At 56.8% G+C, this 21608-nt stretch carries 18 protein-coding genes, 1 tRNA gene and 1 riboswitch; of the genes, 2 read left to right on the forward strand and 17 right to left on the reverse strand.

Annotation, left to right across the window (positions count from 1 at the left end; translation table 11 throughout):
* Nucleotides 1-30: 30 nt before the first annotated feature.
* Nucleotides 31-114, reverse strand: a tRNA-Leu gene (locus ACSEXS_RS09015).
* An 86-nt stretch (nt 115-200) separates the two neighbouring features.
* Nucleotides 201-1184: a peptide-methionine (S)-S-oxide reductase MsrA gene (msrA, locus tag ACSEXS_RS09020; RefSeq protein ID WP_438432824.1), complete on the reverse strand. Its 984-nt coding sequence runs from the start codon at nt 1182-1184 to the stop codon at nt 201-203.
* A 159-nt stretch (nt 1185-1343) separates the two neighbouring features.
* Between msrA and ACSEXS_RS09025 the strand changes: the two genes are divergently transcribed.
* On the forward strand, nt 1344-2702 hold the full coding sequence (locus ACSEXS_RS09025) for an MDR family MFS transporter (protein WP_438432825.1): 1359 nt from the start codon (nt 1344-1346) through the stop codon (nt 2700-2702).
* Between the two features lie 91 nt (nt 2703-2793).
* On the opposite strand, the gene ACSEXS_RS09030 is transcribed toward ACSEXS_RS09025, so the two are convergent.
* The 8 genes from ACSEXS_RS09030 to ACSEXS_RS09065 form a co-directional block, all read right to left on the reverse strand.
* Nucleotides 2794-3585 carry an EFR1 family ferrodoxin gene (locus ACSEXS_RS09030; RefSeq protein WP_438432826.1) on the reverse strand — a complete coding sequence of 264 codons (792 nt, stop codon included), beginning with the start codon at nt 3583-3585 and terminating at the stop codon, nt 2794-2796.
* A gap of 30 nt (nt 3586-3615) precedes the next feature.
* Nucleotides 3616-4008 carry an FMN-binding protein gene (locus tag ACSEXS_RS09035; protein ID WP_438432827.1) on the reverse strand — a complete coding sequence of 131 codons (393 nt, stop codon included), beginning with the start codon at nt 4006-4008 and terminating at the stop codon, nt 3616-3618.
* A 43-nt stretch (nt 4009-4051) separates the two neighbouring features.
* A complete protein-coding gene (locus ACSEXS_RS09040; RefSeq protein WP_438432828.1) occupies nt 4052-5014 on the reverse strand; it encodes an FAD:protein FMN transferase in 963 nt (320 codons plus the stop codon).
* Nucleotides 5015-5095: 81 nt separating this feature from the next.
* Nucleotides 5096-5674 carry a TetR/AcrR family transcriptional regulator gene (locus ACSEXS_RS09045; protein WP_438432829.1) on the reverse strand — a complete coding sequence of 193 codons (579 nt, stop codon included), beginning with the start codon at nt 5672-5674 and terminating at the stop codon, nt 5096-5098.
* Nucleotides 5675-5893: 219 nt separating this feature from the next.
* Nucleotides 5894-6607, reverse strand: a complete 714-nt coding sequence (locus ACSEXS_RS09050; protein WP_438432830.1) for a CAP domain-containing protein — start codon at nt 6605-6607, stop codon at nt 5894-5896.
* A 5-nt stretch (nt 6608-6612) separates the two neighbouring features.
* A riboswitch (cyclic di-AMP (ydaO/yuaA leader) is annotated at nt 6613-6753 on the reverse strand.
* Between the two features lie 106 nt (nt 6754-6859).
* Nucleotides 6860-8362 (reverse strand): aminotransferase class V-fold PLP-dependent enzyme, encoded by a 1503-nt coding sequence (locus ACSEXS_RS09055; protein WP_438432831.1) that lies wholly within the window; start codon nt 8360-8362, stop codon nt 6860-6862.
* 68 nt (nt 8363-8430) lie between these two features.
* Nucleotides 8431-8907 (reverse strand): DsrE/DsrF/DrsH-like family protein, encoded by a 477-nt coding sequence (locus tag ACSEXS_RS09060; protein WP_438432832.1) that lies wholly within the window; start codon nt 8905-8907, stop codon nt 8431-8433.
* A gap of 281 nt (nt 8908-9188) precedes the next feature.
* Nucleotides 9189-9368: a hypothetical protein gene (locus ACSEXS_RS09065; RefSeq protein WP_438432833.1), complete on the reverse strand. Its 180-nt coding sequence runs from the start codon at nt 9366-9368 to the stop codon at nt 9189-9191.
* Between the two features lie 338 nt (nt 9369-9706).
* Between ACSEXS_RS09065 and ACSEXS_RS09070 the strand changes: the two genes are divergently transcribed.
* Entirely contained in the window at nt 9707-10690 is a 984-nt protein-coding gene (locus tag ACSEXS_RS09070) for a phosphotransferase (protein WP_438432834.1), read from the forward strand.
* A gap of 36 nt (nt 10691-10726) precedes the next feature.
* Here the strand turns inward: ACSEXS_RS09070 and ACSEXS_RS09075 are convergent, their stop codons facing one another.
* The 7 genes from ACSEXS_RS09075 to ACSEXS_RS09105 form a co-directional block, all read right to left on the reverse strand.
* Nucleotides 10727-11476 carry an NAD-dependent protein deacylase gene (locus tag ACSEXS_RS09075; protein WP_438433117.1) on the reverse strand — a complete coding sequence of 250 codons (750 nt, stop codon included), beginning with the start codon at nt 11474-11476 and terminating at the stop codon, nt 10727-10729.
* Between the two features lie 29 nt (nt 11477-11505).
* The gene (locus tag ACSEXS_RS09080; protein ID WP_438432835.1) at nt 11506-12456 is read right to left on the reverse strand and encodes an L-lactate dehydrogenase; all 951 of its coding nucleotides are present in this window, start codon (nt 12454-12456) and stop codon (nt 11506-11508) included.
* A 252-nt stretch (nt 12457-12708) separates the two neighbouring features.
* Nucleotides 12709-14511, reverse strand: coding sequence for an ABC transporter ATP-binding protein (locus ACSEXS_RS09085; RefSeq protein WP_438432836.1), 1803 nt, complete (start codon nt 14509-14511; stop codon nt 12709-12711).
* A 478-nt stretch (nt 14512-14989) separates the two neighbouring features.
* The gene (locus ACSEXS_RS09090) at nt 14990-15544 is read right to left on the reverse strand and encodes a DUF1854 domain-containing protein (RefSeq protein WP_438432837.1); all 555 of its coding nucleotides are present in this window, start codon (nt 15542-15544) and stop codon (nt 14990-14992) included.
* Between the two features lie 2 nt (nt 15545-15546).
* Nucleotides 15547-17838, reverse strand: coding sequence for an ABC transporter ATP-binding protein (locus ACSEXS_RS09095; RefSeq protein ID WP_438432838.1), 2292 nt, complete (start codon nt 17836-17838; stop codon nt 15547-15549).
* Between the two features lie 240 nt (nt 17839-18078).
* Nucleotides 18079-20385 carry a thiamine pyrophosphate-dependent enzyme gene (locus tag ACSEXS_RS09100; protein ID WP_438432839.1) on the reverse strand — a complete coding sequence of 769 codons (2307 nt, stop codon included), beginning with the start codon at nt 20383-20385 and terminating at the stop codon, nt 18079-18081.
* A gap of 57 nt (nt 20386-20442) precedes the next feature.
* Complete coding sequence (locus ACSEXS_RS09105; RefSeq protein ID WP_438432840.1) at nt 20443-21468, reverse strand: 2-oxoacid:acceptor oxidoreductase family protein; 1026 nt, start codon at nt 21466-21468, stop codon at nt 20443-20445.
* Nucleotides 21469-21608: the final 140 nt, after the last annotated feature.

Genomic DNA, 21608 nt, shown 5'->3' on the forward strand with positions numbered 1-21608 from the left:
ATCGCTGAAGGAGTGATTTCTTAAGTTTAGTGCGGTCAAGAGGACTTGAACCTCCACGTCATTGCTGACACTAGAACCTGAATCTAGCGCGTCTGCCAATTCCGCCATGACCGCATGTCTTCGGTATTCCGTTCGACTTGGCTTGTCGAACAACCGAGGATCACTATACCACGATCCTCGGTCGCTTGGCAAGCTTTAATTTATTCAAACAGCTTTCGGTACTGCCCGTAGCCCTCTTCCTCCAGCTTGTCTTTGGGGACGAAGCGCAGGGCGGCCGAGTTGATGCAGTAGCGGAGTCCGCCCTTGTCCGCCGGGCCGTCGTTGAACACGTGGCCGAGATGCGAATCGGCTTCCTTGCTGCGCACCTCGGTCCGGACCATGAAGTGGCTGTAATCGCCCTTCTCCTTGACGCGATCCGCCTGCACCGGCTTGGTGAAGCTCGGCCAGCCGCAGCCGGAGTCGAACTTGTCCAAGGAGGTGAACAGCGGCTCGCCGGAGACGATATCCACATACAGGCCTTCTTCGTGGTGGTCGAAGAATTCGTTGCGGAAGGCCGGCTCGGTTGCATTGTTCTGTGTGACTTCGTACTGGATCGGGGTCAGCCGCTGCTTCAGCTCGTCGGGGTCCTTCTTGTTCGACCAAACCTCCTCCAAGAAACGGTCGCGGCCAGAGCCCTTGCGGTACTGCTTGTAATGGGCCGGATTCTTCTTGTGAAAGTCCTGGTGGTAGTCCTCGGCCGGGTAGAACGGCATCGCCGGGACGATCGGCGTGACGATCGGATGGCTGAACCGGCCACTCTCGTTGAGCTTCTGCTTCGAACGCTCGGCGATCTCCCTCTGCTCGTCGCTGTACGTGAAGATCGCGGTCCGGTAGGATTCCCCCCGGTCGCAGAACTGGCCTTCCGCGTCGGTCGGGTCGATCTGCTGCCAGAACACCTCGACCAGCTCTTCATACGGGAAAATCTCCGGGTCGAACGTGATCTGCACCGCCTCGACGTGCCCGGTGGTTCCGGAGCAGACCTCCTTGTAAGTCGGATTCTCGGTACGGCCTCCGGTATAGCCGGAGACGACGGAAACGATGCCCGGCCTTTCCTCGAACGGACTGACCATGCACCAGAAGCACCCTCCGGCGAAGGTTGCTTTTTCCAGCTTGCGGTCCGATCCGGCAGATTCGAATTCGCTCATTGCGGTTGCCTCCTCGCGGTTGTGTCGTTGTCTCGTCCAGTATAGCATTCGGATGGATCGGGGCTCAAATCGCATCCGCTCTTTTTCCCCTTCCCGGCGAGGGACGAATGGGGTATAATCGGGGATGCTGTTTTTCACGAGAAAGAAGGAGGAACCGTCATGACCCCGAGCCTGAACCGGCCGCAAAACCGGCTTCAAGTCCTGATCAGCATCGTCCTCGCCATGCTGGTCGCTTCCATGGATACCACCATCATCAACACCACGATGCGGATCATCGTCGATGACCTGGGCGGGTACCATCTGTATGCCTGGGCATTCGCTTCGTATATGATTTTCTCGACCGTGCTGACGCCCATTGCCGGCCGAATCTCCGACCTGTACGGCCGCAAGACGATCCTGTCCGTCGGGATTATCGTCTTCCTGGGCGGATCGCTGCTCTGCGGCTTCGCCCACACCATGCTCCAGCTCATCCTCTTCCGCGCCGTCCAGGGAATCGGCGCCGGAATCATGAACCCGTTCCCGGCCATCATCGCGGGAGACCTCTACCCCATCGAGGAACGGGGCAAAATCCAGGCGCTGTTCTCGGCGATGTGGGGGATCTCCGCCGTGATCGCTCCCTTGCTCGGCTCTTTGTTCACCGAATACGCCACGTGGCGGTGGATTTTCTACATCAATGTCCCGATCTGCCTCTTGTCCCTCTTCTTCCTGCGCGCCTACCGCGAGGAATACGAGCCCAAGCCGGCGGCGGTCGACTACGTCGGAGGCGTGCTGTTTACCATCGGGGTCAGCCTGACCCTTGCCGCCACCGCATTCGTGGAGCAGGCGGTCTGGCTCGTCGCCTCAGGCGTCGCGGTGCTTGTCCTGTTCGTTCTCTTCGAACGGAGGCAGGCATCGCCGATCGTGCCGCTCTCGCTGTTCGGCAACCGGCCGGTCCGCCGGATGAACATCAACGCGTTCCTGTCGAATGCGGCGCTGTTCGGAACAGCCAGCTTCGCCCCCACCTTCCTGCAGGAGCAGGGGCATTCCACCTTCATCAGCGGCGTTGCCCTGTTGGCCCAATCGGCCGCCTGGATGCTGATGTCGATTCCCGCCGGCAAGCTGATCCTGCGCTATGGGTATTATCGCTTGATGATCTTCGGGAACGCCCTGCTCGTTCTCTCCGGAGTGATGCTGTTCTTCCTGTCGGGCAGCAGCTCCTATGGCTTCGTGCTCGCCGCTCTGTTCATTCAAGGACTCGCCTTCGGCACCCTCGTCACCGTGACGATCATCGGCTCCCAACAGGAGGTCGAACCCGACCGCCGGGGCATCTCCACCTCGCTCATGATGTTCTCGCGGAACATCGGCACAGCGGTCGGGGTCACCATCATGGGCAGCCTGCTCACCGGAGCGGCCCAATTTATGACGGGGATTCACCACTTGTTCGTTTACGGGCTTATCGTGAGCGTGGTCTCGTTGGCAACCGCGTTTCTTGTGCCCAAGAACGTTACGGGTAACGAACCGCATATCGAAGCTGCTTAAGCGCGTGACTTGAACCGAACGCGAAAGGCCCATTTGACAAACCGTCAAAGGGGCCTTTTTTTCATGGCCAAGGAATCATTCGGTACCCAGCTTACTTAGCATTCGCCATTTCCTCAAGACGGATGTTGGGGTTGGTGTATCTGCCCTTTTTTTCGGTCCCCTTCCCAAATTGAACAGCCCGCTCGGGGCAATAATGCAGGCAAGCCAGACAGCCCGTGCAGCGCTGCCCCCATTGTGGTTTCTCCGCCACTTTGATGTTGTGGCAATTGCAGACCCTTTCACAAGTCCCGCAACCCGTACAATGGGAATCCGCATGGAATTTAGCCGTGTCGATTCCTTTTTTGACAAACATCGAATTCATCAAACCGGATAACGGCCGCGGCAGGTTCCCTTTATCGACTTTAAATTCTCCTGTTGCCTTTCGATCAATCGTGAGACTGATCTGCTTCAAGGTTTCCTCCGCCGCGGCAAGCTTCTTGCTTTCCTGCTCTTTGGAATCCACATCGCCCATGAGGATAAAGTTATTGGGCATCTTGATGGAAAATCCGCTGGCTAACGGGAGCCCCTTTTTGCTTAAATGCGCTTTCATCACGTTCATCGTATTTCCAATGCTGCCTCCGCATGTAGCAATCGAGAAGACGTAGTTGCCCTGATAAGGATGCAGTGCCAGCTTTCCGATAAAGTCCAGAACGATTCGGGGAGGCCCCCAGGCATACACGGGAAAAACAAACCCGATCTTTTCATCGTCCCTCAACTTGTATTCGTGGCCATGCTTATCGGCGTATTCGGCGGCAGAGATGGAGACCAATTCTTCCTTCGTATGACAAGCAATCGCTTTGGCGGCATGCAGGGAATTTCCCGTTCCTGAAAAGTAAAAGATCATCGGATCACCCATTCCATTTCGGAGTTAGTTTCACTGCGCTGCATCGAGTGCATTCTCAATCGCCTTGAGGTAAGCCTTGGAGGTCAGCGTCGCTCCGCTGATGGTATCCACCTGCAGCGATTGCGACTGAATGACCCTTCCGAACAATTCGTCTGAGGATGCAGCCGACTGATTCTGGGCATGCGCCAGCAGTTTAATGGAAGTGACTTTTCTCCCGGAAACGGTCACCTGGACTTGATTGGCCCGCCACTTGTATTTGCCGCCGGCGTACTCCCCGATATAGGTTCCATCTTGAAGCCGCTGGAAATTGACGGACTTGATCGGGAGATTTCGGGCTTCCCGCCGTTCTCCCTCCGTGAAGAGCAAGGCTCCTCCAGCCCCCAACACCAGAAGAAGCACCAGCGCCATAACCGCGATCCACATTCTGCGTCTCCCCTTTCTCTTCATCCCGATCTCTCCTGTCCGATTAATTGACGAGACTGACGCGCAATCCCTGCTCAGCCTGAAAGCTGTCCTTCAGCCCCCGCGTTAGATAAATATGCCAATCTGCATCGACTAGGACCAGCTCCGCTCCGGAAAACTGCGGAAGGAGCCGGAGCCCGGCCTCCATCCCGGCTACGAACACAAGCGTGGACAACGCGTCCGCGGTTATGGCGCGGTCGGCGACGGTGGTGACGCTGATCAGTCCCGCTTCGGCCGGATAACCGGTTGTCGGATTCAGGAGGTGATGCCGCCGCTTGCCGCCGCGATCGATAAAAAACCGCTGATAATCCCCGGAGGTGACCACGGCTTTGTCCGTAACCGATACCGCTCCAAGCAGTCGGTTATCCTGCCGGGGATGCCGGATACCCACGCGCCACGGGGAACCGTCCGGCTTCGTTCCGAGAGCGGCCACGTTTCCGCCGAGATTGGTGAAAGCCGATGAGATTTCGAATTCCCGAAACACCGCCAAGAATCGGTCACTGGCGAATCCTTTGCCGATGCCACCCAAATCCACGGACTGTCCGGCTCGTTTCAACCCGGCGGTCTGTTCGGAAGGATCGAGCAGCAAGTCGGCCCATTTTATGAGAGGAAGCACTCGCTTGATTCTTGCCGCATCGGGAGCTTCGGTCGAATGCTTGTAATCCCACAGATCGACTAACGGACCGATGGTGACATCGAATAATCCTTGGCTATCGTTCGCGTATTGCACCGCCCGGGACAGCACCTCAAAGGTCTCAGGTCCGACTTTCTCAAGCCTCAGGCCTGCGGAGTCGTTAATCCTGCTGACCTCGCTCCCCGGCACGAAACGGCTCAACCGATTTTCCAGCCGCACGGACTCCGCCATGACAGCTTTGAGCGCTTCCTTTGCATTCTTGCCGTAGACCTTGTGTTCCATCACCGTTCCCATTCCATAATCCGTGGTTTGAGCCTCGTCTTGAGCCAACATCAATCCTCCCTTAACTCGACATGGCCGAAGCGTATGAAGAAGTTCCTCTTATCACTAAAATGCGAATGAATACGAAATTATTCATTCATTTTCGGCCAAGCCTTTCATCACAAACTCGGTCAAGTAATCCAGCAGCTGCGGAAAATGCTGTACGCCGACTTCCTCCTTATGCGTATCGACCGTAATGATCGCCGTGAAGAGTGCCATGATCAGCTCCACGTTCAGATCGTGGCGTATCTTTCCCTCCTCCTGCCAACGGCGGAACAAGTCCGCGAAGCTGCCGTAGAGAAAGTCCACTTCTCCAACTCCATTGTCTTCCCGGTATTGGCGTTCCAGCTTGGCAAAGACATCCTTGTTGTACCATTGCTTCAGGATCGGGTTGGCGATCATGCCTTCCAGGTTCCGGGAAAGCAAGGTCTTGACCAAGGGCAGAGGCTCGTCGTTAAAATCCAGATCGTCCATTAACCGATGCTTGAGCTTGACGTTTTCTTCGAGAAAAATCTCCAGAAACAGCTTTTCCTTGGAGGGAAAGTAATTGTAAAAGGTTCCGACCGCCACCCCCGCCTTCCGGGTGATGTCGGAGATATTGGTCTCCTTGAAGCCCCGGGTGCTGAACAGATCCTTCCCGCTATCGTAAATTTGCTGCTTCTTGGCTTCCATTGCGGCCTCCTTCCTCCAGACGAAACCGGGACGGCTTGCCGGAGTGATGCATAATTGGGCATAATGTGAATGAACTAATTTTTATTCATTCAGATCATAGCATGAATTCCAGGATATGTCATGCCCGTTTTCTGTAGAAGCCAACAAAAAACAACCCTTCCGCCGGAAAGGTTGTTTCGGATATTCATGAAGTTAAGGTTGTCTTGTCCTGAGCCTCAATCAATCGGTGAACTCTTGAACCCATGCGCCGTTGTAATAGCCGACGCCGATTTTCTTGTAGTTGGTCTTCAGGATATTGGCTTTGTGGCCGGCGCTGTTCATCCAGGCGGTCATGACCTCCTGGGGAGTGCGCTGCCCCTTGGCGATGTTCTCTCCGGCGTAGGAATGCGGGATGCCGTAAGCGGTCATCATATCAAAAGGCGATCCGTACGTAGGAGACGTATGATCGAAATAATTGTTGACGATCATGTCCTTAGCCTTGTCGACGGCCATCTTGGACAAGGCCGAATCGAAGGTGAGCGGGCTGAGTCCGGCCGCCGCACGTTCCTGATTGACGATCGTGGCCACCTGCTGAGCATACTGCGTCGCCGTATCCGTGGCGGGAGTGCTCGTGGTCGGCGTGGATGGCTTGGTCGTCGTCGGAGTCGAGGGCTTCGTTGCCGGAGCCGAAGGCGTCGTCGCCTTGGACGGGATGGTGATGGTCATGCCGCCCCAAATGATGTTCGGGTTCTTGATCTGCGGGTTGGCGTTAATCAGCGAAGTCAGGGTAACGCCCTGGTTCACGGAAATCTTCCACAAGGTATCGCTATCTTTTACGGTATAAGCGGACGCGGCATGCGCGGAACCGGCCGAGAGAAAAGGCGCGGCGATCAAGCTGCCGGCGAGGGCGACGGTTAACAGGCGGCGAGGCGTTGCGGTTCGGGTTGCGTTCAAATCTGGCACTCTCCTTTGGCGGCCTGCGAGGTTAGCTGACGGATTCGGGAAAAAGTAGAGTAGATTCCCGGCCGCTCAAGTGAGCGGCTTCACCCCAAAACTGGGTTCCCCCGTGCTCCGGTCGGGAGCTTCGGCCTGAATGGGTATTGCGACCGCATTCATTCTATCACAAGGAGAGTGCTAGAGGGCGTGGTAATTACTGGTATATTCTGAGAATCGCCCAATGTACAAGAAAAAAACCGGTTTTCTCGCTTAGAGAGAAAACCAGTTTTGCGGCCCCATTCGGCGGGGAAACCGGATGTGCCGATAATCGTTGACGGCGGGATCGTAGCGGTAGTCCTCCTTCCAAAGCGGCGCGAAGCGTACGCTACGGCGGACCGCCTCGATGAGGAACGCCACTTCCCGGTCGGTCATGACCGGATGCAGCGACAGGCGGACCCAGCCCGGCTTCTCCCGCTGGTTCCCCTGCTCGACCTCCCGCCGGATGCGCCCGGATTCTTCCCGGTCCAGTTGAAACAGGAAGTGCCCGTAGGTTCCGGCGCAGGAGCAGCCGCCGCGCGACTGAATGCCGAACCGGTCGTTGAGCAGGCGGACCATGAGCGGATAATGCACCGTCTCAACGGTGAAGGAAACGATCGGCAGCCGCTCTCTCAGTCCGGCGTCCAGAATCGCCACGCCGGGTATCGCCTCCAGACCGGTCAGCAGGTGCTCCGCAAGCTGATGCTCGCGCTCGCAGATTTCGGCCGCGCCCATCTGCTCCTTGAGCACGAAGGCCAGCGCCGCCTTCGCCGCCTGCAGGTATCCGGGCGTGCCGCCGTCTTCCCGCTCCTCCTGGTCCTCCACGTAGACCGTGCCACCCCACCGGTCCGTCCAGCTTACCGTGCCGCCGCCCGGAAGGTCCGGCACCGGATTCGGGACGAGCCGTGCATCCAGCAGCAGCATGCCGCTTGAGCCCGGCCCGCCGAGAAATTTGTGCGGGGACAAATAGACGGCGTCCAGCCCTTCTTCCGCGTTCGGCGGATGCATATCGAGCCGGGCGTAAGGAGCGGACGCCGTCCAGTCGGCAAAGGCCAGCCCGCCGTGCCGGTGCATCGCCGCCGCCAGCTCGGTCAGCTCCGGCATCACGCCGGTGACATTGGAGCACGCCGTGAAGGCCCCGATCTTGCGCTTGCGGCGGGAATAGCGCCGGAGCTCTTCCTCCAGCCGCGCCGCGCTGACGCGGCCGCCGCTGTCCGGTTCCAGCACCACCACATCGGCGATGGTCTCCTGCCAGGAAATTTGATTGGAGTGGTGCTCCATGTGCGTGACGAAGACGACCGGCTTCTCTTCCTCGGGAAAAGAATCCGGCAAGGCCCATCCCGGCGGCAACCGGAGTCCGAGCATCCGCTGCAGCTTGTTGACCGCCGCCGTCATGCCGTTGCCGCAGAACAACAACAGATCGTCCGGCCCGGCGTGCACGCAGCGCTTGATGACCTGCTTCGCTTCCCGGTAAGCCTCGGTCATGGCCGCTCCCGTGAAGGTGGCTTCGCTGTGGGTATTGGCCGCGTAGGGGCCGAATTCCCGCAGGAGCTTCTCCTCGATCGGACCGTAAAGCCGGCCGCTCGCCGCCCAATCCGCATAGAGAATCCGCTTGACGCCGTAAGGGGACCGGAACGTGGCCCGATCCCCCACAATCTGCCCGCGGAAGCGGGAAAAATGCTGCTCCAGCTCGGTCCGGCTCCTCGTGCTGTTAACCAACCGGCATGCGTCCGTCATCCGCGCTCCCCCTCCATTCGCCCATGTCAGAATAGGGTATGCAGGGCGGAACGGGAAGGTTAGCTTTCTCAGATAAACAACTGCATGTCGGCTTCGAGTGCATCCTTCAGGTAGGTCTTGGCCTCGACGATCTGCAATTCGGGAATGAATTCCTCGGGCTTAAATCCCATGATCTCCACCGATAACTTGCAGGCGTAGAACTTGATATCTTTCTTCCTGGCCCCCTTGAGAAAAGCGGACAGCGGCGGAGCGTCGTCGTCCTCCATCATCTCAAGCAGCAGCTTCTTCCCCAAGCCGGCGTAGTTCATCCGCGACAAGGGCAGCTCGTCCGGTCCCTTCGGCGTCATCCGGCCCATCATCTTCTCGTAGAGCGTTTTGTCCTCGTCGGTCAGCTTCTCCGGATCACGCACAAGGAAGAGCCCCCAGAAGGCGAAGAACAGCGTCACCTCGGCGCCCAGCTCCCTGGTGCTGTTGGCCAGAATCAAAGCCGCCATCGCCTTGTCGTACTCCCCGCTGAACACGAGCAGGTTCATTCTTTTTTCCATTGGTGGTTTCCCATCCTTCCCGCCGAACCGGCAAATTGGCCGTACCCCGTATTGCATGATGTATGATGTAAGCCTGTGTTAGTTTTCACGAAGCGGCCGCGGGGTATGCACCGGCCGAGTGCGGGAGCTCGCCCGTGCCAGATTGTGACAAATGCCATTCCTCCGCTTCTCCCACCGGGAGCGCATGAAGCCAACGGCAAAAACCCCTTCAGGCGCAGGTGCGCCGAAGGGGTAAGGTACTCTATCGATATCGCAGGAGCTTGGAGAAGATAAACGTCGATTTACGCGTAGTACGCGTTGATCATGCGGCTGATGTCCGTGCTCGCTTCTTCCTCTTCATGAGACAGAAGGCCTTGTTCGGCCCAGCACTGACGGCAAATTTCTTCGGTGTGGCAGTTGGCGGCGTCATCGCAGGTATAGCAGAACTGCAGCAGGTTCATCGATACTTGATCGTGGTTCATCTCTTTCATCTCAATCACTCCCATCGTTGTTTACAAGTACATTGTAACACATTTCACATATAATAAAGTGATCTTTTTCACATTTTGCAAAAAAAGAATGAGAAATGATTTCAATGCCGGAACCAAAGCAAACTTGATTTCCATGAAGCCGGGAGCCTCCCCCCTCCATCCCTTCCGGCGATAAAGCATAGACACCGTTTACGGCGGACCAGCTCCTTCTCCTGGGCGATTAGGCGTCATTTATGATACTATCCCTGTATATCAAATTGCGGACAATCGGTCCGAAACCGAGGAGAAAGGCTGATAATGAGCAAATGAATGAAACGACGCCATCCTGTTTGACAGCTGAAGAAAAAATCCAAGCCGATTGCCGGGCTGTCCTGGCCGGCTATACGCTTCCCCCGCTTCGGGCCGTGGAGGCGCGGGAAAGCGGAATGAACAACACCACCCGGTACGCTGTCCTGGAGGATGGCAGCCTTCGGGTGGTGCGGATTTACGAGAACCATTCGGACGAAGCGAAGCTGCGGACCGAGCATGAGCTGTTACTGAAGCTTAGCCTCGCCCGGCTGCCCTTCGCGGTGCCTTGTCCCGTTGCGGCGGACAACGGCGCGACTTGGGTTACGACGCCGTCGGGCAAGCCGGCGGCGCTCTTTCACTACCTTGAAGGCGAGCGGCCCGGGCAGCAGGACCGCGCCTTGGCCGGCGAATACGGCCGCACCGTCGGCAGACTGGTGCAGGCGTTGGCTAAGGTGGAGCTCGCCGAGCCGCCGGCTTACCCCGCTTACGATGAGCTTCTGGACATGGCGGAAGAAGACATACGAAAGGTAACCGACTCTTTCCTGCGCTCGCCTGCCCTCGCTGCCGCGGCAGAGGATGCCGCGGAGCTGTTCGATCAGTTAATGGCCTTAAAGAAATTGGCGGGAGAGCTGCTTCGGCTCCCCCGCCAATTCATCCACGGCGACGTCTCGTTCGCCAATCTGCTGACGCAGGGCGGTCGCGTCTCCGCCGTGCTCGATTTCGAATTCGCCACGCGGGATATCCGCGCCATGGAGCTCGCGGTCTGCCTCGCCGAGCAGCTTTCCGTTCCCGGCGGGCTTGACGGGCAGCTCATTCGGGAGATGGTCGCCGGCTACGAAGCCATCCTCCCCTTGGAGGCGGAGGAACGAAGGTTGCTGCCTCTCCTCGTCAAGCTGCGCAAGCTGGACGTGTTCCTGCATTTCTGGCATCGCCGGGAGGCCGGACTCGACCCGGACGAGGTCCTGCTGGACCAAACGAAGCGGTCGGCCCGGGTCAACCGTTTCGTCGATGAAGCGCTTCGTTGAGCAGCCGTGCTCCACGAAGTGCTTCCGGAACGGCCGTCATGCTCCGGTCAGCGCTTCCCGAACGGCCGCTTCGAGCACATCCCCGATGCCTTCGCGGATCACCAGCTCCGCGTAGCGGTCGTAAGCGGTCGGCGTCCGGTTCAGAATCGCCAGCGGGCCATCCCGGTAATAGCCGATCAAGGCGGCGGCCGGGTTCACCGTGAGCGATGTGCCTCCCACCATCAACAGGTCGGCGTTCTGTAAGAGCCGGACGGCTTCCTCCAGAACGCCGAGATCGAGATTCTCCTCGTACAGCACGACCTCCGGTTTGATGATGCCGCCGCAGGCGGAACAGCGCGGGATTGGCTCGGAGCCGTCGGCAATCGCTGCAAGCGGATGCGGCTTTCCGCAGGACATGCAGCGATTCCTCAGCACCGAGCCGTGCAGCTCGACGACCCGACGGCTTCCCGCCGCCTGATGCAGGCCGTCGATATTCTGCGTGATGATCCCGGCCAGCTTGCCTGCTCCCTCCAAACGGGCGAGAGCGCGATGCGCTCCGTTCGGTTCTGCCTGCGGGTGCAGCAGCTTGCTGCGGTAGAAGGCGAAGAACTCCTCCGGATGCCGGTCGAAGAAGCTTCGGCTCAGCATCGTTTCCGGCGGGTAGCCGGTTCCCCCTCCGGTCCGATACAGACCGGTCGCCGAACGGAAGTCGGGAATCCCGCTTTCCGTCGAGGTTCCCGCTCCGCCGAAGAACACGATTCGCTTTGCTCGGCCGATCCGCTCCGCAAGCCGCTGCACGGAATCCATCACCGCTTCTCCCCCCTTTTCCTCTCCCTTTAGAATACGATGGACCCCTGCGCTTCTTTCAGCACCTCCGCCGAATGCTGCAGCTTCCGCTGCTCTTCTTCCGCCAGGTCCAGATGCAGCACCTCGACGATGCCGCTGCGGCCGACCACGCAGGGCATTCCCAGATAGGTATCGTCGAGGCCGTATTGTCCCTTCATGAGCGTAGATACCGTCAGGATGGAATGCTCGTCCCGCAGGATGCATTTGGTCAGCTTCGCCAGCGCAACGGCGATCCCGTAATAGGTCGCCCCTTTCAACTGGATGATCTGATAGGCGGCGTCGCGGACATTCGCGAAGATTTCGTCCAGCTCTTCCTTCTTCGGCGCCTTGTCCGGGTTGGCCTTGGCATACTCCGGCAGGCGCAAGCCGCCGATGTTCGCATGGCTCCAGACCGGCAGCTCCGTATCCCCGTGCTCGCCGATGATGTAGGCATGGACGTTGCGGGTATCCACCTGCAGATGCTGGCCGAGCAGGTACCGCAGCCGGGCGGTGTCGAGGATCGTGCCCGAGCCGATGACCCTCTCCGGCGGCAGACCGGAATATTTCCATGTGGCGTAGGTCAGCACATCGACCGGATTGGTGGCGATCAGGAAGATGCCGTTGAAGCCGCTGTTCATCACATCTTCCACGATGCCGCGGAAGATCTTCGAATTCTTGCCGATCAGATCGAGCCGCGTTTCCCCCGGAGCCTGGTTGGCTCCCGCCGTAATGACGACGATATCGGCGTCCTTGCAGTCGGAATAATCGCCGGCCCATATTTGGATCGGAGAGACGAAGGGCAGTCCATGGTTCAGGTCCTGCACGTCTCCGAGCGCTTTGTCCTGGTTCTTGTCGATAATGACCAGTTCCTTGGCAATGCCCCGGTTGAGAAGCGCAAACGCATAGCTTGCTCCAACCTGTCCCGTTCCGATCAGTACGACGCGGTCTCCTTTTTTGCTCATGACGGTGTCTCCTTTCGGCGTGCAAACCTCTTATGCTCTATGCTATCGTTCCAAATTCCAAACGGGCTTATGCCCTCGGGAGGTTGAACCTCCATGCGGTTGAATCCTGGAATGTTCCGCTTGGCTTCATCCGCAGGTTTATTTCGATGTTCGCATAAGATAGAAGGGATTGTCAAATGCTGCAAATCGAAACTCTCCGGATGGATGGAAAAGGCGATTGGAAGTTGTCTCCAATCGCCTAACTGAACTTTATTAGCCAACCAGAACTTCCTGAACCTGCTTCGCTTGCTCGGTCATCGGCTTGGCCTTTGCCATATTCCGTTGAGCCATGACGAGGCCGTGGTAAATCCCCTGCTTCTCCATGAGCTCGGTGTGGGTCCCTACCTCGGCGACCTTGCCTTTCTCCAGAACCAGCAGCCGATCCGCGTTCCGCAAGGTGGACAACCGGTGGGCAATGGCAATGGTCGTCCGACCTTTCGTTACCCGCTTCAATGCTTCCTGGATAGCCGTTTCGGCATCAATGTCCAAGGCTGCCGTCGCTTCATCGAGAATGAGAATCCTCGGATTGTTCAATACAGCCCGGGCAATGGCGATTCGCTGCCGCTCCCCGCCAGAGAGATTATTGCCGTTTTCCTCCACCTTGGTATCATACCCGTCCGCAAACTTGACGATAAAATCATGGGCGTTGGCAATCTTCGCCGCTTGAATGATTTCTTCCAGCGTGGCATTCGGCTTGGAGTATTTGATATTCTCCAGGATGGTGCCGCTAAACAGGAAGGTTTCTTGAAGGACTACGCCGATTTGAGAACGCAAATCCTCCTGCTTGATGCTCCGGATATTCATGCCGTCAATCTGAATGGAGCCTTCATTCACGTCATAGAAACGGGACACCAGGTTGATGAACGTAGACTTGCCGGAGCCGGAATGACCCACCAGCCCGATCATTTCCCCCTGCTTCACTTCTACGTTGACATCCGTCAAGACGGGCTCGTAGGACTTGTAACCAAAGGTTACGTTCTCAAAACGAAGCGCGCCTTGAATCTGATGTTCCTTGGATTCCACTGTATCTGCGATTTCAGGCTCTTGGTCGATTACCGAGAATACCCGGTCAATGGAGATTACCGCATTGGCAATCGTCCGAGGCAGGTACATCAGCCAGGTTAGCGGTCCATACACCATGCTGGCGTAGCCGGTAAATTGAATCAGCTCGCCAAGGTTCATATGCCCCCGGTTAATATACATGCAGCCAAGCAAGAGGATGATATACTGTCCGATTTGGATCAAGTAGTTGGATAAGGGCCACAGGACGCTGAACACCTGCTCCGTTTTCGTGGCAGCCACCGCAAAAGAGGTGTTATAGTCACGGAATCGGCTGATTTCCCGTCCTTCCTTGCCAAAGGATTTCACTACACGAATTCCGCTCAATACGTCGTGCAGAAAAGAATTCGCTTTGTCTTGGATCCGCCACTGCTTGTGAACCAGCTTCCAAATCACGTATTTCCAGAAATAAGCCTGCATATAGGCCACGATAGGAGCCGGAAGTATCACGATCAGCGCGAGCCGCCAATCTGCTTGAAACAGCAGGGCACTTACAGAAACGAGCATGATGGATTGGAAAAGAGCCGTTGTGAATACTTCTTGAATCAAATTCCGGATCCGATCCGTATCGGAGGAAATCCGGTTCATCAAGTCACCGGCCCGTTGAGAGGTAAGGAAGCCCAAGGACAAGGTCTGGATTTTGTCAAAAACCATCTTGCGCAAATCCGCCGCGATATTGGAGCTGACCGCCGCCATAATCCGGCCTTTGACGATATTCAGCAATTCTGTGGAAATCAGCGCGAAAGCCAACCCCGCGATAGCAAGCATAAACAGTCTTTCGTTGGGGCTTTCTCCGGCCGGAGGCTTCAATGCGGAGTTAACCAGCAGCTTTTGCAAATGAGGCCCCGTCAAAGATATCGCAGAGATCGCCACCAGCACAAGAAATCCCAGCAGTAACTTTTTCCAATGAGCTTTGGATATGTCGGCCAGCCGTCGCAGAACAGCCATCTTGTTCATGCATTTCGGGCATAGCCGGGTTCCCCCGATCAATGGCGCTCCGCATGTGGGACAGATGTATTCCTCTTCGTTATTGTAAATGCGGATTTTGCTGCGGGCAGCCATATGATTGAGAATTTGGGCGATATAGGCATACCGGGCCGCATGCTGCATCGACCCCCGGGCCAGAATCCGCTTCGCCCCATTCGTTTCCGTTTCCAGGATGGCATTGCCAATCAAGGGGATAACCTTATAATCGCGTCCTTCTGCGATTGCTCCCCTATCCTGAACCTTGCCGTCCTGGATAACCGCCCAATGGTCTTCCCCGATCACGAAGTACCCGGTGCTTTTCAAGCCACTCAGCGTTAAATCCGCCGGCACACGATAGTTAATCTCATCCCCTACGGCTTGTCGAGCCGCCTGCAGATCCGCTGCCGTCAATTCAAAACACAAATTCATTCCCGATCCTCACCCCTCTCCGGACCCATGCGGAAGTGTGCTACATGCACATCTCCACCATCCGGTATTCTTTATCGCTTAATTGGTCGATATGGGGAATGATAAACCGGTTTCCGTCCACGTCGGTGATTAACAGGGCTTGAGAGGATACCATCTTCACATTGCTTCCCCCGCTTTGCACCGTGAACCGGCAAGCCCCCGCCGTCGTTTGCGTATCCCAATAGGAATAGCCATACTCTTCCTTAATCGTTGACACCTTCGTGATTTCCGGTGCAAAATACCGCAGTTGGATGTGCTTCTCCAACAAACGAACGATTTCGTTCGGGAAATCATCCAGGGACTTGATGATCCCGATCTCCTTGTTCTCTATGGTTCTGATGGAAATGTACAACCGTTTATTCGTGTGGGGAAAAGAGCAGTGGAGGAATACCACCGGATGAACCTCTCCTCCTACGGTTGCCGCCAGCATTTGTCCTGTTGTTTCCTTGAACTCCGCATTTTCCGGGGTTAAGTAAACGATTTGGGCGGCATCCGTCAATTCGGATTTCTCCCTGATCTCCCGATTCCGGGTCAATTCCTGTTCTGCTGCGGTCATAACTATCCCACCCCTTTCATCTTCAGCGCTTCGTCGTGTTTCTTCACCAAGCTTTTGTAGATTCCATCCTTGCCCATTAACTCTTTATGGGTGCCCGCTTCGGTCACTTTGCCGCCTTCCATCACGATTAAATAATCCGCATTTCGCAGTGTGGACAAGCGGTGGGCGATGGCGATCGTCGTTCTTCCTTTGATCAGGGATTCAAGAGCCTCCTGAATGTGCAGCTCCGTTTCGGTATCGAGAGATGCCGTGGCTTCGTCCAGAATCAGGATTCGCGGATTGTGCAAAATCGCCCGGGCAATGGAAATCCGTTGCTTCTCCCCGCCGGACAGATTGTGTCCGCCCGTGCCGACGATGGTATCGTAACCGTCCGGCAGCTTCTCGATGAAATCGTGGGCTTTGGCGATTTTGGCGGCGTGAATGATATCCTCGGTGGTGCAGTCCGGATCGGCGTATGCGATATTTTCCGCAATAGACCCGATAAAGACGTAAACCTCTTGGGAGACGATCCCGATATTCTTCCGCAGCGAATGCATGGATAAATCCTTGACGTTGATACCGTCGATCTTGATCTCCCCTTCCGTCACGTCGTATAGACGGGAAATGAGATTGACCAGCGTGGATTTACCCGCTCCCGAGTGGCCGACAACCCCGATCATTTGACCCGGTTTGGCCAGCATATGGACTTCCTTGATAATCGGTTTGTTGGGCTCGTAGCCGAAGGTGACGCCCTCCACCCGAATCTCTCCCGCCATTTCTTCCCGGTGAACGGCATTTTCTTTCTCCACAACCTCCGGAACCGCGTCCTGGATTTCGAAAATCCGCTGGGCCGCCGACATACAGTACGACCACCAGCCGACGATATTGTTCATGAATTGGATCGGACCATACAATATGTACATGTAGTTAATGAAGGTCATGATTTTTCCGAAAGTCATATCTCCGTTCATAACCTTCCAGCCGCCAAAAGCCCAAATGATGAGCCCCCCGAATTGAGTTAGAACGTTTAAAACCGGAAATAAGGTACTGCCCAGTTTGTTGAAGGCTTGCTCCGCTTGCGAGAAGGTAAGATTAGCCGTTTGGAACCGCTCCATCTCCTTCTTTTCCTTCCCGAACGCTTTTACCACCCGCGTTCCACTGACGGTATCGCTGATTAGGGCGTTTAATCTTGCCACCCGTTTATGCCTTCTCCAGGACAGCCTCCAAAGCTTGGGGAAAATCCAACGAAGAATCACCAGGGTCACCGGCAGCGGAATAAAGCAGATCAGGGTCAGCTTCCAATCCAGGTACAGCAGAATTGCGGTAATTCCCACAATATTCATGGCATTAACAATAAAGTAGGGAATGCCGTCTACGAAAAAAAACTGCAGCTCCGTCGCGTCATTATTAACCCGGGTCATAAGCTGGCCGGTTTGCTTCTTGTGAAAAAAGCTAAGGGACAACCGCTGCATGGCGGTAAAGACGGTGGTTTTCAAATCAAAGGCCACGTTAGCCGCCAATTTCGCATTGATGAGGCCAAACAAGATCCCGAACAACAAGGACAAGGTTCGGAAAGCGACGATGAGCAAGATGACGAGCAGGATTTTCCCCGAGAACGTCCCGGTTTTGCCCAACGCCTGGTCAAACAGCACGGTTCCCTGCAGATAAGGTATCACCAGGCCCGTCGCTGAATTTAAAAGCATAAACAATACGATGAAGAAGATAGACCCTTTATAGTTCGTTGCATAAGACAGCAATCGAGCAAAAATCGCATGCTTTTTCATGCACTTGGGACAGACGGGCCGGTCTTTCTCCAGGTAGACCATTCCGCATTTCGGACAAGAACCGTTGTCTTCTTCCTCGTTCATATCCTTGGCTGTGATTTCTTCGTTCTTCTTCAGCTTCTTAAAGATGGATTCCAGCTTTGCCGCTTTGGCCATCTGCCCGTTGGTAAACGCGGCGATGGACCGCTCGAATTCCTCCTTGATCACAATCATCCCGGATGCCACCAGATTGACGATGGAAACGGATTCGATACGATCCATCGGAATGATCTCTACCTTCCACTCGCCATTGGATCTTGGCGGAAGCTGAGGAGGGTTCTTTCTCTTGATGGCGGTATAGCCTTTGAATGTTTTCTGCCGAGCCACCTCGTCATTGGTAAGAAGGATCAGATGGTCCTTGCCGAGGAGCAGATAGGTATCCGTAAAAGCCCCGTCCACTCCCCGGTCACAGACCATCCAGAAGAGGATCTCTTCCTGGGAAAGCCCGTTGTCTGATAAAACGCTTTCAATCGATTTCTCCAGTGTGTTCATCTCATCTCCGCGAACGCTCCGACATGGTAATGCTTGTACCTTCTTTTACAATACTGATCATTATAACCTTGGCATGAATTTACATCAAAGGGAAGATTGAATATAGGTTTTCTCCCCCAATCGACCCTTGGATGAATAGAAAAATCCCCTTCCTGTACACTCGTTCCCATGGTCATACATGGTTTTATCGAGTGAATACTTGAAGGGGACCGCTAAAACACTTATTCGGATTTCCTTTTTTTACAAATATGGATTCTCATGCTTCGCCTTCAGCATGTTCCAGCGCCGCTCCACTTCCTGCTCGAACGACGCGTACGCTTCGGCATACTCGGGCTTCAGCAGATGCCGCGTCTTGCCCATCGATTTCAGCCAACCGGAGAGGGGAATCTTCTTACCTTTCTCTTCCGGGTTGTAGGTGATCGTCGTGATCCCCTGCTCCACCTCGTAGAGCGGGAAGAAGCAGGAATCCACCGCCTCGCTCACGATCTCCGTTCCGAGGTCGTCCTCGGACAGCCAGTTCAGCGGGCAGGCGATGAGAATCTTGCCGTAGACCAGTCCCTCGTTCTGGGCATAGTACTGAGCCTTGGCCGCCTTCTTCAGCAGGTCCTGCGGGTAAGCCTCGCTGCCGGTGAAGACGTACGGAATGTGCGTGGCCGCCATGATCTGCGCGGTATCCTTGTGATGGAACGGCTTGCCGCCTTTGTCCTTGCCGACGTTGGAGGTCGAGGTCCGGTGTCCCATCGGCGTCGAATAAGACAACTGCGCTCCGGTGTTCATGTAGCCCTCGTTGTCGTATTCGATGATGATCATCTTGTGGTTGCGCAGGGCCGCTCCGATGGCGGGACCCATGCCGATGTCCATCCCGCCGTCGCCGGTGACCATGACGAAGGTGAAGTCGTCCTTCAGGCCGAGGTGATCCAGCTCACCGCGGCGCTTGCGCTCCCAGAACATCTCCACCACGCCGGAGAGCGTAGCGGCGCCGTTCTGGAACAGGTTATGGATATACGTCGCCTTGTGCGAGGAATACGGATAGCCCGTAGTCGTGACCATGGCGCAGCCGGTATGGAACAGCGTGACGATGTCGCCTTCGATGCCCTTGAAGAACAGCTCCAGCCCGGAGAATATCCCGCAGCCCGGGCAGGTGCCGTGCCCCGGCGCGATGCGCTTCGGCTTCTTGGTCAGCGAGCGCAGCGGCGGGATCTTGACGTTCACCTTGCCGCTCACCGCGTCGCGGGACACTTGGATCAGCCCGGTCTTCAGGTCCTCGTAGCGCAGCGGCTCCAGCACCCGCTTCGGCGCGTTCGCCGGATCGCCCGGCGTGTGGCCGTGGTAATCGAACGGCTTCTCGACGTATCCCAGGCGGGCGGCGTCGAGCGCATACTGGAAGAACGCATGGCCGTCCTCGGCATAGAAATCCTTGCCGCCGAGGCCATAGATGCGGCTGACGACCAGCGTGTCCGTAACGCCGTGGGTGAAGAGCGCCGCCTTGATCTCATTCACCATGTTGCCGCCGTGGCCGCCGTAGGAATCGGCGCGGTCGCCGACGGTGACCGCCTTCACGCCGCGGAGCGCTTCGGCGATTTCCTTCGCCGGGAAAGGTCGGATGATGTTCGGCGCGATGGAGCCGGCCTTGATCCCCTGCGCACGGAGCTGATCGACAACGTCCTTGATGAGCTCCGAGGCGGAGTTCATCAGGAACACCGCCACCTCGGCGTCCTCCATCCGGTACAGGTCGAGCATCGGATAGTCGCGGCCGGTTAAGCCGGCGTATTCGCGGCGGATGCGGTCGAACACCTCGCCCGCCTTATACATCGCCGTCGACTGCTGGTAGCAGTTGTTGATGAAATCCGGTTCGTTCATGTACGGGCCGACGGTGATCGGGTTGTTGCGGTCGAGCGTGTGCGCGAAGCCTTCCGGCGGCAGCTCGCCGACGAAGCTCAGCACGTCCTCGCGATGGGCGAAGGTCGAGACCCGCCGCTTCTGGTGCGAGGTGAAATACCCGTCCGACGCGACCATGACCGGCAGCCGCACCTCGGGGTCCTCCGCAAGCTTGATCGCCATAATATTCATGTCGTAGACCGCCTGCGGATCGCGGCACATGAGGATCGGCCAGCCGGTGTTCAGGGCGTAATAGAGGTCCGAATGGTCGCCGTGGATGTCGAGCGGTCCCGAGACCGACCGGCAGACCAGATTCAGCACCATCGGGAACCGCGTACCCGATTGGACGGGCATCTGCTCCAGCATATACAGGTAGCCGTTCGCGCTCGTGGCGTTGAACACGCGTCCGCCCGCCGTGGACGCTCCGTAGCAGATCCCGGCCGAGCCGTGCTCCCCGTCGGCGGCGATCAGCTTAATGTCGTGCTGCCCCTTCACCTTCATCAGATCAAGGAACTGGGCCACCTCCGTGGACGGCGAAATGGGGTAATACCCCATGATATGATAGTTGATCTGATGAGCCGCATAGGCGGCCATCTCGTTGCCGGATTCGTAGACGATCTTCTCTTCCACACGGGCCGGCAGCGTCTCTTTGTCGATTTCAATAGCCATGCATGAGCCTCCTTCCGGTTCGCCGCGGTGTGACCGCGCGGGACGAACCGCGAACATTTAAGCTTGATTGCCTGCCAGCCGATCCACGAGCCGGAACGAATGCGGAACGCGATGCTCTTCCGCGTAGCCGTCCGTCTCCCGGTACGAGGACAGCGCGTCGGTGGGACAGGCCTTGATGCATTTCAGACAGCCCTTGCAGTATTGGTAGTCGATCCCTTGCAGGAACAGCTGCGGCCGTCCCTTCTTGTCCGGCTTCTCTTCCCAGACGAAGCAGAAATCCGGGCAGACGGTGTCGCAGGAGGCGCAATGGATGCATTTGTCCTCGTCGAACGCCGGCATCAGGCCGGAGCGCGAGATGCTGAGGTCCTTCAGCACGCTGTTGCCCGGGTTGACCACAAGCCCGCCGATCGGCTGGGTCTCATAACCGAGCACCGGCGTATCCCAGCGCTTGAACTCCGGCATCGACAGCCCTTCCGGAACCGCGAAGGTCTGGAACTCCACTTCGTCGTATCCGCGCTGGAACGTGTTCAGCGCAGGCTGGACGGATTGCGGGTACTTGCTTTCCAGCGATTTGCGGATGACCCCCTTCATTTGGTCGGCGTCCAGGAACGGACACAGCCGGAACAGCGCCCCGAGCATCGCCATATTGACGCGGTTTTTCTCCTCCAGGGCGATGGCGGTCGCGTTGACCACGGCGATCGTCCCGCCCATGAGCTGCATCTTCGCCTTCAGCTCTTCCGGAGTCTTGGCCGAGTTGACCAGCACGGTGCTGTTCTCGTAGATCCCGCTGATGACGTTCACCGTCTTGGACAGCGATTCGTGGAAGACGCCGACGACATGGGGCCTTTCCACCGGAGATGTATCGCGAATGGGCGTCCCCATTTCACAAAAACGGATATGCGCTTTAACCGGTGAACCTTTCTTTTCCGAACCATATGAGGAAAAGCTCACACCGTTGAAGCCCGAACCGGAGACGCCGGCCTCCGCCAGCATTTTCCCGGCCAGGTTGGCCCCGAGACCGCCGATCGACTCCAGCCGAATTTCAAAAAATCCTAACTCATTCACGCGTGGCAATGAGGACATGCCGGCAACCTTCCTCTCTCTTCGCTTCCCTTGCGAAGCGTTCCTTCTCTTCATTATTGAGGATCGTGCAGCCGCCTGCAAGAGGGGAAATGCCAGGATTCCTATCAATTCTGTGAATAACATCACACATATTCGCTTAT

Origin of the sequence: Gorillibacterium terrae, from assembly GCF_051594785.1 — a bacterium.
Lineage (GTDB): Bacteria > Bacillota > Bacilli > Paenibacillales > NBRC-103111 > Gorillibacterium.

Coding starts and splice junctions, on each gene's coding strand:
- ACSEXS_RS09095 (WP_438432838.1), bottom strand. CDS start 17,838: ATGAACACACTGGAGAAATCGATTGAAAGCGTTTTATCAGACAACGGG.
- msrA (WP_438432824.1), bottom strand. CDS start 1,184: ATGAGCGAATTCGAATCTGCCGGATCGGACCGCAAGCTGGAAAAAGCA.
- ACSEXS_RS09030 (WP_438432826.1), bottom strand. CDS start 3,585: ATGATCTTTTACTTTTCAGGAACGGGAAATTCCCTGCATGCCGCCAAA.
- ACSEXS_RS09075 (WP_438433117.1), bottom strand. CDS start 11,476: ATGGATTCCGTGCAGCGGCTTGCGGAGCGGATCGGCCGAGCAAAGCGA.
- ACSEXS_RS09085 (WP_438432836.1), bottom strand. CDS start 14,511: ATGAACAAGATGGCTGTTCTGCGACGGCTGGCCGACATATCCAAAGCT.
- ACSEXS_RS09025 (WP_438432825.1), top strand. CDS start 1,344: ATGACCCCGAGCCTGAACCGGCCGCAAAACCGGCTTCAAGTCCTGATC.
- ACSEXS_RS09105 (WP_438432840.1), bottom strand. CDS start 21,468: ATGTCCTCATTGCCACGCGTGAATGAGTTAGGATTTTTTGAAATTCGG.
- ACSEXS_RS09100 (WP_438432839.1), bottom strand. CDS start 20,385: ATGGCTATTGAAATCGACAAAGAGACGCTGCCGGCCCGTGTGGAAGAG.
- ACSEXS_RS09065 (WP_438432833.1), bottom strand. CDS start 9,368: ATGAACCACGATCAAGTATCGATGAACCTGCTGCAGTTCTGCTATACC.
- ACSEXS_RS09045 (WP_438432829.1), bottom strand. CDS start 5,674: ATGGAAGCCAAGAAGCAGCAAATTTACGATAGCGGGAAGGATCTGTTC.
- ACSEXS_RS09055 (WP_438432831.1), bottom strand. CDS start 8,362: ATGACGGACGCATGCCGGTTGGTTAACAGCACGAGGAGCCGGACCGAG.
- ACSEXS_RS09035 (WP_438432827.1), bottom strand. CDS start 4,008: ATGTGGATCGCGGTTATGGCGCTGGTGCTTCTTCTGGTGTTGGGGGCT.
- ACSEXS_RS09080 (WP_438432835.1), bottom strand. CDS start 12,456: ATGAGCAAAAAAGGAGACCGCGTCGTACTGATCGGAACGGGACAGGTT.
- ACSEXS_RS09090 (WP_438432837.1), bottom strand. CDS start 15,544: ATGACCGCAGCAGAACAGGAATTGACCCGGAATCGGGAGATCAGGGAG.
- ACSEXS_RS09040 (WP_438432828.1), bottom strand. CDS start 5,014: ATGTTGGCTCAAGACGAGGCTCAAACCACGGATTATGGAATGGGAACG.
- ACSEXS_RS09060 (WP_438432832.1), bottom strand. CDS start 8,907: ATGGAAAAAAGAATGAACCTGCTCGTGTTCAGCGGGGAGTACGACAAG.